Genomic DNA, 12,405 nt, shown 5'->3' on the forward strand with positions numbered 1-12,405 from the left:
CAGCGAAGCCCTTGAGCGCGGCGTTGATGGTCTCGGAAGAGGTGCAGTTGATGGCCGGATAGGCGAAACCGCCCTCCTTAGCCTTAGTCAGCATCTCGTTATAGACCTCGGGGGTTGCAATTGGCATAAAACTCTCCTTATAAGACTGGAACGGGGTTAGAACTTATCCTCTTTTATTATGCCAAATTCTGGCATAATTTCCGTGGTGGCAATACTAAAATTCACCACCGGATTGAAGATGATTTTCAAAAACCACTGGCTAGGGGCATATCCTCACGGGAATAAAAAATTCGTGAAATTTGTCACGCCATTGGCTTTATTTATATAGCCGGCTAGCAGATGGTAGTTGTTACGGGTCCAAAGCGTCTGCTACCTGCATGGTTTCACGCAGATCCAACAGTAAAACGGAGCGTCTCATTCGATTTTGGTCGAGGAAGCAAACCGTCGGTGGTTGTCGCGTGGTTGAATCGCAAAATAATCTGCAACGCTCTGGTGTGTCTTACGCGCTTGAGGTCGGAGATTCTTTTTAGTTCGTATAGCATTTTCGATAGTGTGCTTGGTCTGAAAATGTATCGACGGGCGGGACCGCGGTCCTCGCCATCATCTTCTAATTGATCAAGGTGCCACTCAAGTTTGCAGGACACCAAAGGGGTCAACAGCCTGAAGCCGTTGACCCCTAGTATCTTCTGGGCAAAGCATGCCCAGTTTAGTCACTGACAGATGGCCGTTTCGGAGTTCCCCCAGCTATTGAGCTCCTGGGTTGAGCCCAAGGATCACTTTGTCTTCTGGGGAGTGTCAGTTTGGCTGTGGAACCCCGCAGGCCTAGCTGTTAATTGAGGTAGAAGATGCGGTCGCGATTTTCTTCCATGTGCTTCGCGTTCCATTCGGCGCCGCCGTCGAGGTTAGCAGCTAGAAACACTGGTGCTTCGATACCGCGCTCGATGAGATGTTCAATAATGGCAGCGGAGAGCGAGTGAAGGATAGCCGTCGACGTCACGCCGGATGCGGGCGTAAACTTTTGTGGCACACCTTCGAGCGAGAGGACAGCGTCACCCGCATCCACCTGGTTGTCCAGCAAGATATCGGCGTGATCCTTCAACTTCGTACCGTCAGGCACACGAGAGGTAACTGCATCGGTGTATTTGGAAGAAGTTAAACCTACAACGTAAATGCCACGAGCTCGAGCCTCGCGGGCAATTTCGACAGGAACTGCGTTACGGCCAGATACAGAGACCACAATGAGGACGTCACCTTCGCGCAGCGGCGAATTGTTTAGGAGGACCTCACCGTAGCCGGGCATCTGCTCCATTTGCGATCCCAGCGTGGTCGGTCGCGTGGTGAGAGCTTCGATTCCGGGGCCGTACAGCGGGTTGATAAGCATCAGGCCGCCGGCGCGATAAACAATATCCTGTACTGGGAGGCTGGAGTGAGAAGCACCAAAGGCAAAGATGCGTCCACCGGAGGCTACCTTGTCAGCAATGACATCTGCTGCTTCATCAATGCTCTCGAGTTGGGTCGACCGAACTTTCTCAAGCAGGCTGGTTATCTGGTCGAAATAGTTGTTCGTCAGCTTAGACATAACGATGTAGTTTCCTTTCTAGAAACAATGTTCCGTGCTTAAGCGGCGCCGAAGAGCATGCCGATAAAGTGGATGATGATTGCGGGCACGATTGCGTCTGGCACGGTGAAGCCAAGGCCTTCCGCGCCGAGACCAGCGAGGTCTCCAAAGACCTGTGCTTGGTAGGCGAACGAGATGAGGATCCAGCCAAGGAAGCCCCACAGGAAGCCACCTAGCCATGCGGCAACTCGGCCACCGGTCGAGTTGGCGAAGATAGCTGCGGTACCGGAAGCGAAGAACGCCACGATCATTGACGGGATAGGCACGGGCCACCCCATTGCTCCACAGAGAGCCATACCGGCAATCTGGCCGATGAGGCCCGAAATCAGGCCGACGAGTAGGGCGTTAGGAGCGAAAGCGAAGAGAACGGGGGCGTCGAGAGCCGGAATAGCGTCAGGGATGACCTTCTTGGAAATACCTTCGAAAGCGGGCACAATCTCGCCGATCAGCATGCGAACGCCGTAGAGCAGCACCAACATGCCAGCCGTGAAGGTCAGGGCCATCACGAGAGAGAAGACGATCCAGTTTTGGCCATCGGAGATACCGCCATTGTCAGCCGGCGCCTCGAAAGCAGATACACCTGCGGTTGCGACGGCCAGGCTTGCGGAGACGAAAGATACGATCGTCATCACAATGGTCGTAGACACTGCGACGTCACGGAAGAACGATAGTTTTTCAGGTAGTTTCGTTTCCTCTGTGGACTTTTCCTTGTTGCCGATGACCATACCGAGGTAACCAGCGAGGACGTTGAGCAGAGTCTGTCCATGCGCGAAGCCAACGTCATTACCGCCAGTAACACGGCGGACGAAAGGTTGGGCCAGGGCCGGAGCCAAGGTGTAGTAGAAGCCGACCAAGATGGAGGAGATTAGTACTGTTAGCCACGGGCTCCAGCCGAACTGGTAAATGGCTATGGTGAAGGCGCCCGCGTGAACCCAAATCATGTGTCCGGTGAGATAGACATAGTGCCACGGGGTGATTCGGGCGAGTAGCAGGTGGAACATATAGCCAAACAGCATGGTCAGGCCGATTTCGGAGCCCAACGCCGTTACTGGCCCAGTTTGAACAGCTGACACCACCGCTTCGTCGAAGGTGACGAAGGTCTGGACATTCCCAGCTGGGAACGCCATCTCGAACATTGATTGGATGGGCGACAGACCGTTGACCAGGATGGTCGCTCCGCCACCAATGATCAGCAAAGACAACGCTGTCTTCACAGTTCCGGTGACGACCTCGCCAGCAGGCTTCCTTTGGACCAAGAGGCCGATCAAGGCGATTGATCCTACGATAATCGCCGGAATCTGGAACAGCTGCACCATGAAATCAACAAAGGTGCTCATGAGTACTCCTCATTTCCGAGAGCGGGAAGCCGCTTACTTGTTCTGGAATTCCTCGACTGCAGCCATGACCTTGGTCTTGACTTCGTTCTTGTCGATGAGATTGTCGATGAGGACGACGATTGCTTTCGTGCCTTCAACATTGCTGCGCATACCCGTCGTCGTGACGACGATGTCAGAAGGTTGGGACTTGAAAGACCCTAGATCGATGGCTTGCACCTTGGCATCGACGTTGGCCTCTTGGAGCATTGTCCGAACTTGTCCGGCGAGCATCATAGAAGTGCCGAGGCCCATGCCGCAGACGGTTGCGATGTTGATCATTGTGGATCTCCTTATGGATGTAGTGAGTGTGTGTGAGGGTTACGTTGGTGTTTCCCTACTCGAATACTCGAGCTAGTTCTTCGTCGGTTTTCGCTGCACGTGCTGCAGCGAGTAAGTCTTGATCCCCTAGGACAGCTGCCAAGGACTGGATCATTGCCATGTGCCCTTTCTTGTCGCCGGCAGCGAAGGAGATGAGCACGTCCACTGGATCGTTAGCTGGGCTGCCGAAATTGACCGGCTCAGCCAAGGTGACAACCGCAGTGCCTTTTTTGAGAACGCCACGGGCGCTCTTCGCGTGGGGCATGGCTACCCCAGGCGTCAAAACCATGTATGGCCCGAACTCCTTGACGCCATCGATCATGGCTTGGGCATATTCTGCTGTAGCTATGCCGCTATCCTCGTAGAGTTTGCCGACCTCTCGGATGGCTTCCTCCCAGTCGGCGACAGTCTTTCGTGCTGCCACTACGTCAGGAACGAATCCCATTGAGGCCCCTTTCCCAGCGCTGTACGCACTGTTGCTTGGATAACACTGAAATTATTGGAGTGAGCATAGCAACTCTCTCTCCGCTCAGCTTAGCCCCCAAAACGATCATGGTCAAGCATTTTCAATCATCTTGAATATGCTTTTCGATCATTTCTCTTGAGTGGGGGCACTGCTGGTGTGAATTCGCTGGTGATCGGGAAATTATGGCGCCTACAAGGGGGTATTGGCTTCTCGGGCGGCTGGGGTCCGGCGCATGATGTGACTGCAGGGCGGGGGTGCGCCCTAGCGCTAAGCGGGGAATGAGCACGTCTGAGTGATTCGAGATGATTCTCTAGACAGGAAAACAATCATGTGCAATCATGAAGGTGTGTTTATTCGACACGCGGCCCGCCTCGCGTAGAGGCTGCGGTGCGGCGTGAACCCCGAAGGAAGGATCATGCAGTGAGTACTGTTCCCGGTTTCCACATGGAAGAGGAGCTGGTTAGCCAACCACAGTGTTGGCGTCGAGCCCTGGAGTTGGAGAACTCATTCCTGCCGAGCAATGGAGAACGCGCGGTCGTTATTGGCTGTGGCACCAGTTGGTTCATGGCCCAGGCCTATGCTGCTCTTCGCGAAAGCGCTGGTAAAGGGATTACCGACGCGTACACGGCTACGGAGGTGCGGACGAATCGTCCCTACGATGTGGCGATCGTTATTACCCGTTCGGGCACTACCAGCGAGGTCATTGAGTTCCTGAAGCACAATAAAGCTGCAGAGAACCCTATGCGAACGATCGCCCTGCTCGGCGCCCAAGATACTCCCGTTGCGGAGCTAGCTGACCACATTGTCAACTTGTCCTTTGCTGATGAGCAGTCGGTTGTTCAAACCCGCTTCGCCACCACTGTGCTCGCTTTCCTGCGGGCCAGCATTCAGGGAAGCAGCGTTGTGAACAAGGCCGCCGATCAGGCGGAGAACTATCTCGCGACCGACCTGGAAGATGAGCTCGTAGATGCCGAGCAATACACATTCCTTGGAGCGGACTGGGCTTTGGGTGTGGCCACCGAGGCTGGTTTGAAAATGCGGGAATCCTGCCAAGCGTGGACTGAATCCTACAACTCGATGGAATACCGTCACGGACCTATTGCCATCGCTGGTCCAGGTCGCATCACGTGGCAGTTCGGTGAACGTCCCGAAGGCCTAGCGGACCAGGTTGCTGCGACCGGGGCAACGTACATCCACACCGGCAATGACCCTATGGCGGATTTGGTCCGTATTCACCAAATCGCGCTAGCAACGTCCCGCGTTCGTGGGCTCGATGCGGACCATCCGCGCAACCTCACTCGCTCCGTCATTCTCAAGTAGGACAGCTCGTTATGCATACCTCTCCCGCGGTGGTTGCCTTAACCCCGAATCCGGCCCTCGATGTAACTCTCACACTTCCCCGTTTGAAGAGCGGGTGTACTCATCGCGTAAGTCAGGGCAAGTATCAACTAGCGGGTAAAGGAGTCAATGTCGCAACGGTTGCGTCGGAGCAGGGGTATGACGCTGTAGCGCTGGGCCCATTATCCGACCGAGACCGTGATTATGCCGCCGCCCGGGGCTGGTTACAGCACTTAGACGCCGCAGGCGTTCAGCAACATTGGACAGATACGTCTGTTGCTATGCGGAGCACTTTTGCGGTGGTCGAAACAGAGGTAGGCGACGTTTCCATGGTGAATGAAGTAGGTGATTCGCATTCAGAGGAAACGTGGCACGGGCTGTGCGCCGCAGTCAAAGAGGAGCTTTCCGTGCGCCGCGGTAGCGTGCTTACGATCTCTGGATCGTGGCCGCCGTCAACGCCCGAGAGCCTTTTGCCTGCTCTGATCCGCATTGCCCATGAAGCCGATAGCACTGTGGTGGTGGATTGTGGTGGGCCCCAGCTTCTCAGTGCCGCTAAGGCGGGGGCGGACATTCTCAAACCCAACCTGGCCGAGTTGATCGAGGCCCTAGGTGGTGCTGCAGCCGACAACCCATTTGCGAGTGCCCAGCAATTACAAGAGCTGGGTGCAGGAGCGGTGGTGATATCGATGGGCGCAGAAGGTTTGGCCTACCGCGGGCGCGGCAGCTTCCGTGCTCGCACGGATCGTCCGCTTCGGGGAAACCCTACGGGGGCTGGCGATGCATTAGTGGCAGCACTCGCCACTGGCGTGCTCGATTCTTTGGATGTGAGAGAGCTGCTTGAGCGAGCAGTGCGCTATTCGGCTGCGGCGGTCCTCAATCCCGCTGCCGGGACAATCGGCGACCGCTGGAAGGAGATTGTCCCAATTATTACAGAACTGTAACAGCACTGCCGCATATCTATTCATTCTCACCCCCAACGCTCAGAGGAGTTATTCTCATGTCCCTAGTTTCTACTCTTGATTTGGTATCGCAAGCTGCGCAGCGCGGTACAGGAATTGGCGCTTTCAATGTGATTCATCTGGAAACAGCTGAAGGTCTTGTCAGTGCTGCTGAACGCGCTGACCTGCCAGTCATCCTCCAGCTTTCTCACAATTGCATCAAGTATCACAATGGAGATATCACGCCCCTTGGATCGGCGATGCTTGCTCTTGCTAAGGGATCCACGGCACAAGTTGCTGTCCATCTTGACCACTGTGAATCGGTCGATCTTGCTAAGCGAGCTGTAGATTTGGGCTTCACCTCAGTGATGTACGACGGCTCCACTCTTCCGATCGAGGAAAATATCGCATCGACCCAAGATGTCGTGTCATATGCGCATGCCCGAGGGGCAACTGTAGAGGCTGAGCTCGGCGAAATCGGAGGTAAGAAAGGCGCGCATACGCCAGGTGTGCGTACTGATCCTGCCGAGGCCAAGCAGTTTGTGTCAGACACAGGCGTTGATCTGCTCGCCGTTGCGGTGGGCAGTGAGCACGCTATGCAGGAGCGCACCGCGCGTCTTGATCACGACCTTATCGCTAAATTGAAAGATGCTGCGGGAGTCCCTCTTGTCCTGCACGGTTCGTCCGGGGTGGCGGATGAAGAGATCCAGAAGGGTATCCGCCATGGTATGACCAAGATCAACGTCTCAACTCACCTTAACGGGCACTTTACGCGTGCTATTCGCAGCTACCTGGATGCCTCGCCCGAAGTCACAGACTCGCGCAAGTACGTATCCGCTGGACGAGATGCTCTTTCCGCCGAGGCCGCACGTCTGCTCGAGGTATTTCATTACGTTCATGACTCGCAACGTAGCTAACGCCTGCTGGTCTGCAAGAAGGTTCAGGCTTGTCCCTCCTGCTCATGACGAGATTGACGGAAGAAGCTCTATGTTTGATATCGGTACAGTCTTGTTCTTGAAGGCCTAATAGATCAGTACGCAATGGGTAGCGTAGCGCGTCAACTAGTTTTGTCTAAAACTAATTCCTGCTGATGGCAGGCACGGTTGGCGTGCTTCGCTGCTCCTTCCCCTTCTTGGTTGTTGTGGAGCGAGATAGCCACTTCGCTGGCTGAAGAGGGCTGGGGGCTACGTCAAATCTGAGTTGTGGCTTCTATGATGTGCCTCACTGCGTGACTGAGACGGGATGCCTTCAGGCCTACAGGCTGAGCCCCCTGTCGCTTCTTCGTTTTCTCGCATTGGGGGATCCCTCGGCATGATGGTTCTGGCGCCGCTAATGAAGCGATCTCGCTCGTATTTCGACGTCGGTAGCCGAGGTTCTGTACAGCAACGTTGTAAGCGACGTGCAAGAATACCGCGGTTTCCGCATGAAACGCACAGCTAAGGGGGGTGCCTCATCTTATGGGGCGCAATGTGGCCCACTTGGTAACCACACAACTAGAACATCTACGAAGCGATAGTTTTTACTTCTGAAAGAGAGATGAGATACGTGGCTTCAACTATTATTATTAACGCTCAACTCTATACCGGCGTTATTGGAGGGCACCTTCGCGGCGGCGCAGTGCGGTTCGAGAATGACCGCATCACAAACGTCGCATTGGATCCTTCAGGTTGGGAGGCGGACAGAGTTATCGATGCGGACGGGGCGCCGGTGGTCCCTGGATATATTGATATCCACCACCATGGTGCCGGTGGCGCAGCATACGACGAGGGTTTAGATGCGGGACGTATTGCGGTAGCTGAGCACCGCAAGCATGGCACGACCCGTTGTGTGGCTTCTTTCGTCACGGCATCTTTGGACGATCTTACCGCCCGTATGGATGCTCTCATGCCCTTAGTGGAGGATCACAGCGGTCACGTTCTCGGTTTCCACGCCGAGGGCCCGTTCCTATCGCCCGCCCACAAGGGGGCCCATCCTGAAAATCGGCTTGTTGATCCTCTACCTGACAGGGTGCAGAAAGTAATCGACTCCGCTCATGGGCGTCTGTTACAGGTCACACTAGCCCCAGAGCGGGAGAATGGGATTAATGCTGTAAAGCAAATTGTCGCCTCTGGCGCGAGGGCGGCAGTTGGTCACACTGCGTGTGACTTCAATACAGCCCGTGCTGCTTTTGATGCCGGTGCTACGATCTTGACCCACACGTTCAACGGTATGGAAGGGATACATCACCGTAGTCCTGGTCCAGTTGTTGCTGCTCTCCGAGATGAACGTGTGTGGCTGGAGGTCATCAATGATGGCATTCACGTGGACCCAAATGTGGTGAAATCCTTGTTCTTGGAAGCGCCGAATCGCACCGTTTTAGTGACCGATGCTATGAGCGCTACATGCAATCCTGACGGCCACTATATGCTCGGTGAGCTTGAGGTAGTGGTCACTGATGGTGTGGCGCGGCTGGCCAATGGCGGATCCCTTGCGGGATCCACATTGACTATGGATCGCGCCGTAGCCAACGCGGTGCATAACGTGGATGTACCCCTTGACGTAGCAGTTGCTGCTGCTACGAGCCACGCTGCTCAGGCTATTGGTTTGGGGGACTGCTTTGGGCAGATTAGTCCTGGCTTCCCCGCAGATATTGTGTTGCTCGACCCAATGAGTTTGCTGCCTCAGAGGGTATTTGAAGGGGGCGTTGAACACTCTAGGGCGTAGCGTCTCCAAAGCTCCTGTATTTCCTATGTGTTGTGGGCTTGTGCAGTTGTGCTGGCGTTGAACCTCGCACACAGCGGCACTAGTACTAGGCCTGACAAAAGGAAAGCTGTGGATCCGATGGGCCGTTTTCCTCCCTTCGTGCCCCGCCTAGCGGCCCTATAAACGCAGGCTGCACTGCGTGAGCAGCTTCACCCTACGGAACCGTAGCTTATTGGGTGGGGAGGACTACACTGGGGCTCATGAGTAAGTATGGCAAGAAAAACGTTGGTGAAGAAGACCGCAAGGTTCGTTATGGGGTCGCTGGCGCCCTAGCTCTCGCCGGCCTCGCTGTGAAGGGAAAGGGGGCCAAGGCAGGCCTGCTCGGTGCCGCAGCTGGCATCGGCGCTACGGCCTATGTGGGTAGCTGCCCGCTCTACAGTTTCCTCGGCGTCAACTCCGCTGCCTAGCCCGCGGTAGTGTCGCCGCACACCCTGCGCGGCCCCACCTGCTCTGTACGGGGATCCCTACAGATCCATGAGAGAGCGAATCTCTTCGGGGAGTTCTTCCTGAGAGGTGATGGTGGGGCCGTCGTAGTTACGCAGAATCTCATACACCCGCCCCCGGGCGGCGCTATCGAGCAGCGGTAGCTCCTCGGCCATGAGGCGAGTCATGAACCCATCCAGCGGCAGCTGCGTATGCTCCGCCGCGATATAGGTTTCCTTCTTCGGATCGACGGGCTTCTTCTTTTTAAACAGATCAAATAGCGCCATGCCCCCATCGTAGAGGCTGGCGCCAAACGACCAGCACCGGACGTTAGTCGGCGTCTTCGTCGTTGTCCTTATCTGCTGCGCTTCGTTCCTGCGCGGCTCTGAGCGCCTGCAGCACCTTGGTGACGGCATCGGTGTCTATCTCGCCATTTTCCACTTTGATGAGCCCAATGGGTTCACGTGCCATGTCAGTGTCTCCTCGTCCCTGAACACGGGGGAGGTCCCCATGTAGCTGCGTAGCTTATGTCCTGCCCTTCGCCCCGACAAGGGTTCATACCCGCGGGCGTGGGTGGCGACTAAGCTAAACGGCTATGACATCTCCCCAGCCCCACGACACCCCCGTGCTCACCTACACCCTCGACGACACCCTCGTGGGGCGCCTCGCCCCCGCCGTAGCCACCGCCGTGTCCGTGGCCCTGCCGGAGTATGTGACCTGTCGCCTCACCCGCGGCGTGCTCACTACCGCGCTATTCACCAGTGCTTTCGGGGTGAGCGTGTGGGCCACCACCCAGGACGATAACCCCGATAATGATCCCGAGGTAGCCCTCGCCAAGATCCGCGCCACCCTCGACGCCGACGATCAACGCCCCGTCGACAGCCCCCGCGGTTTTTGGACCAAGGCCGCGCTCGCTGGCGCCGGCCTCTGGGCGGGATTCAAGGCCCAGAGCGCGCTTATCGACGCCTCCTCCGCGGCCCTGCGCGCCGCTGGCGTATCCAAACCTCGCACCTATATTGGCCTTGGCCTCGGCGCTGCTGTCTACGCCCTCGGCGAGGCCACGCAGCGCGCCGAGCTCGCCGCACGGGAAGGAAAGTAAGCGCCATGCTTGCAGTGACCGACCGCCCCGATGAGCAGCACCACGTGATTTGGCACGTGGACGATGACTTCGACACCGCCACTGGCGTGACCGCAGGAGCCTGGATTCTCGGCGGTGACTACCCCGTGGGCCGCGAGCGCGAGAAAGACCTGCTGCAGGTCGATGCTGTGCTGGATTCCCGCGAGGCAATTAACGCCCTCGTCGAGCGCATGCGTACCGCCGCCAAGGAGCTCAAAGCCTCTACGAAGAACCTGCGGCTGCCGGCGATCACGGATCCTGACTGGGAATCCTATGAGGACGCCTTCAGTGGCGAGCCCATCGCCCGCGAGTGTTGGGTGCGGGTGCGCGCCGTGGTGGATCTCATCGAGGTCTGGCACGGAATGGAGCGGGCGAGGTTGCGTCGTAAAGCATTAAAGGACGCCGATCCCAACTATCGCCCGCTGCCTGCGGGCTAGGCGCTCGCCCTGCGAGGCTGCCAGGCTTGGTTTAGATTAGCCCCTGTGAACCAGTCCCATCCCAGCTTCGAGGTCGACGATTACGACTACGCGCTGCTCTATCACGTGGAAGAACCCGCCTCTGGGGCGTGGCGGCGCATCCGTGTTCCCGCCGGCATCCCCATGGACCGCTTCGCCCGCATCATGCGCGTGGTACTGGACCAGCAAGAAGCCGGCGACTACTGCTTTTTCACCCCCACCGCCACCATCAAACCAGGTGCGAAAACCAGCACTGAGCTCGATCAATGGGCGGCCGAGGCCATCACCCTTGGCTCCCTCGGCGAGGAGAGCTTCCGCTTCCGCTTCCGCTTCAATGATCACCTATCGGTGAATCTGCGGCTCATCACCACCCTCAGCGGCATCTGCGGCTCCGATACGCACTGCATTGACGGCGAAGGACGGCTGGACGAGCCGGAGTTTTCCGTGGACGTGATCAACCGTGAGCTGGAGTCCGAGCGCTGGGTGGAGGCCACGCTCAGCCGGGCGAAAAGCTCGCTGAAGGATGTGATCAACCGCGCCGGGCTCTGGGAGGCCACCCAGCTGGTGGCGCTCGGCATGGACACGCGGCAGCGCGCCACCACAGCGGAGCGGCACAGCCTGCTCGAACCGCTGGTGCACTATATCCACGACCGTCACGACACCATCCCCGGCGATCCTCTGCTGCGGGCGTTGGGTTTAGCCGATGGCGAGGGCGGGCTCACCGCCGTGGGCCGGCACGCACTCAGCGACCCTGAGGCCCTGTGGGGGCAGCTGACCCGCACCCTGCCCGTCGAGCGGGAAGTGGTGAGCAACGACGCCGCCTGGCTGCTACTCCTCAGCTATATTGCTGGGATGCCGCGCGGCACCACCGAGGCCTTCGTGATGCAAGGCATGGTGTGGGCCGGCCATCGTGGGGTCGGCTCCACTGTGTTAGTCACCGATGACATCCGCTCCCTGGCCTCGCGCACGCTCTCGGTGCTGGAGATGCTGGGGATTATCGCCAACGATCTGCTCGTGGTGGGCGGGCCGCTACACAATGCACGCATCGATCTACTGCGCGCAATCATCACCGACTAAATCGCTTGCGGGGCAGAACTCGGGCGCAGGGGTGCTAGTATCCCCCACGTGGATGCGAACACGACCAAGCCCGAATACACTGGACCGCTGCCCTCCGTGGAGGGCCTCGACGCCGGCGCGATGGCGTCCAAGGATAAGTCGCTGCACGTGCAGGCCTTCAAGTTCATCGTATCCGGTGGCCTCTCGGCCGTGGTGGACCTCGGCCTGACCTATCTGCTGCACATCGTCTTTGGCGTGGATAAAAACCTCGGGCGTCTCGTGGGATTCATCTTTGGCACGCTCACCGCCTACATGATCAACCGCCGCTGGACCTTCCAAGCCGAGCCCTCGGCCAAGCGCTTTAGCGCCGTGGCGATTCTCTACACCATCACCGCAGTGGTGAACCTCGGCTTCTTCGCCGTAGGCTACAACATTTTCTATGGCTGGGGCTGGGGCGAGCGGCTCTCTACCGTGGCGGCCTTCGTGATCGCCCAAGGCACCGCCACCGTGATCAACTTCATCGTGCAGCGCCTCTGGATCTTCAAAGTGCGCTAGGCG

At 57.6% G+C, this 12,405-nt stretch carries 16 protein-coding genes; 9 read left to right on the plus strand and 7 right to left on the minus strand.

Translation table 11 applies throughout. The annotated features are described in order from the left end of the window. The 5 genes from GBB18_RS09690 to GBB18_RS09710 all read right to left on the minus strand — a co-directional run. On the minus strand, positions 1–127 hold a 127-nt coding region (locus tag GBB18_RS09690), incomplete at its 3' end, for a class II fructose-bisphosphate aldolase (RefSeq protein ID WP_192795986.1). 702 nt (positions 128–829) lie between these two features. Beyond that, on the minus strand, positions 830–1,579 hold the full coding sequence (locus GBB18_RS09695) for a sugar isomerase domain-containing protein (RefSeq protein WP_151641535.1): 750 nt from the start codon (positions 1,577–1,579) through the stop codon (positions 830–832). A 38-nt stretch (positions 1,580–1,617) separates the two neighbouring features. Next, positions 1,618–2,955, minus strand: coding sequence for a PTS ascorbate transporter subunit IIC (locus GBB18_RS09700; RefSeq protein WP_151550338.1), 1,338 nt, complete (start codon positions 2,953–2,955; stop codon positions 1,618–1,620). A 33-nt stretch (positions 2,956–2,988) separates the two neighbouring features. Then, positions 2,989–3,273: a PTS sugar transporter subunit IIB gene (locus GBB18_RS09705; RefSeq protein ID WP_151530375.1), complete on the minus strand. Its 285-nt coding sequence runs from the start codon at positions 3,271–3,273 to the stop codon at positions 2,989–2,991. Between the two features lie 55 nt (positions 3,274–3,328). Continuing rightward, a complete protein-coding gene (locus GBB18_RS09710; RefSeq protein WP_151641536.1) occupies positions 3,329–3,757 on the minus strand; it encodes a PTS sugar transporter subunit IIA in 429 nt (142 codons plus the stop codon). 441 nt (positions 3,758–4,198) lie between these two features. Here GBB18_RS09710 and GBB18_RS09715 point away from each other — a divergent pair, with 441 nt between their 5' ends. The 5 genes from GBB18_RS09715 to GBB18_RS09735 all read left to right on the plus strand — a co-directional run bounded on the left by GBB18_RS09715 (position 4,199) and on the right by GBB18_RS09735 (position 9,203). Next, positions 4,199–5,098, plus strand: coding sequence for an SIS domain-containing protein (locus GBB18_RS09715; RefSeq protein WP_225990281.1), 900 nt, complete (start codon positions 4,199–4,201; stop codon positions 5,096–5,098). Positions 5,099–5,109: 11 nt separating this feature from the next. After that, complete coding sequence (locus tag GBB18_RS09720; protein ID WP_151550336.1) at positions 5,110–6,057, plus strand: 1-phosphofructokinase family hexose kinase; 948 nt, start codon at positions 5,110–5,112, stop codon at positions 6,055–6,057. A gap of 56 nt (positions 6,058–6,113) precedes the next feature. Further along, positions 6,114–6,971, plus strand: coding sequence for a class II fructose-bisphosphate aldolase (locus tag GBB18_RS09725; RefSeq protein ID WP_151641537.1), 858 nt, complete (start codon positions 6,114–6,116; stop codon positions 6,969–6,971). Between the two features lie 628 nt (positions 6,972–7,599). Next, complete coding sequence (gene nagA / locus GBB18_RS09730; RefSeq protein WP_192796015.1) at positions 7,600–8,757, plus strand: N-acetylglucosamine-6-phosphate deacetylase; 1,158 nt, start codon at positions 7,600–7,602, stop codon at positions 8,755–8,757. 239 nt (positions 8,758–8,996) lie between these two features. Continuing rightward, a complete protein-coding gene (locus tag GBB18_RS09735) occupies positions 8,997–9,203 on the plus strand; it encodes a YgaP-like transmembrane domain (RefSeq protein WP_151550333.1) in 207 nt (68 codons plus the stop codon). 57 nt (positions 9,204–9,260) lie between these two features. Here the strand turns inward: GBB18_RS09735 and GBB18_RS09740 are convergent, their stop codons facing one another. Both GBB18_RS09740 and GBB18_RS10695 read right to left on the minus strand, forming a co-directional pair. Beyond that, entirely contained in the window at positions 9,261–9,506 is a 246-nt protein-coding gene (locus tag GBB18_RS09740) for a hypothetical protein (RefSeq protein WP_151530381.1), read from the minus strand. Between the two features lie 43 nt (positions 9,507–9,549). Further along, positions 9,550–9,690, minus strand: coding sequence for a hypothetical protein (locus GBB18_RS10695; RefSeq protein WP_192796016.1), 141 nt, complete (start codon positions 9,688–9,690; stop codon positions 9,550–9,552). Between the two features lie 124 nt (positions 9,691–9,814). Between GBB18_RS10695 and GBB18_RS09745 the strand changes: the two genes are divergently transcribed. The 4 genes from GBB18_RS09745 to GBB18_RS09760 all read left to right on the plus strand — a co-directional run bounded on the left by GBB18_RS09745 (position 9,815) and on the right by GBB18_RS09760 (position 12,402). Next, positions 9,815–10,318: a hypothetical protein gene (locus GBB18_RS09745; protein WP_151641539.1), complete on the plus strand. Its 504-nt coding sequence runs from the start codon at positions 9,815–9,817 to the stop codon at positions 10,316–10,318. Between the two features lie 5 nt (positions 10,319–10,323). Beyond that, the gene (locus tag GBB18_RS09750; protein WP_151641540.1) at positions 10,324–10,773 is read left to right on the plus strand and encodes a hypothetical protein; all 450 of its coding nucleotides are present in this window, start codon (positions 10,324–10,326) and stop codon (positions 10,771–10,773) included. 45 nt (positions 10,774–10,818) lie between these two features. Next, positions 10,819–11,868 (plus strand): hypothetical protein, encoded by a 1,050-nt coding sequence (locus GBB18_RS09755; RefSeq protein ID WP_151641541.1) that lies wholly within the window; start codon positions 10,819–10,821, stop codon positions 11,866–11,868. 120 nt (positions 11,869–11,988) lie between these two features. Then, positions 11,989–12,402 (plus strand): GtrA family protein, encoded by a 414-nt coding sequence (locus GBB18_RS09760; RefSeq protein ID WP_151550341.1) that lies wholly within the window; start codon positions 11,989–11,991, stop codon positions 12,400–12,402. Positions 12,403–12,405 lie beyond the last annotated feature (3 nt).

The sequence above is a fragment of the Corynebacterium sp. 11A genome (assembly GCF_008930935.1).
Lineage (GTDB): Bacteria > Actinomycetota > Actinomycetes > Mycobacteriales > Mycobacteriaceae > Corynebacterium > Corynebacterium megadyptis.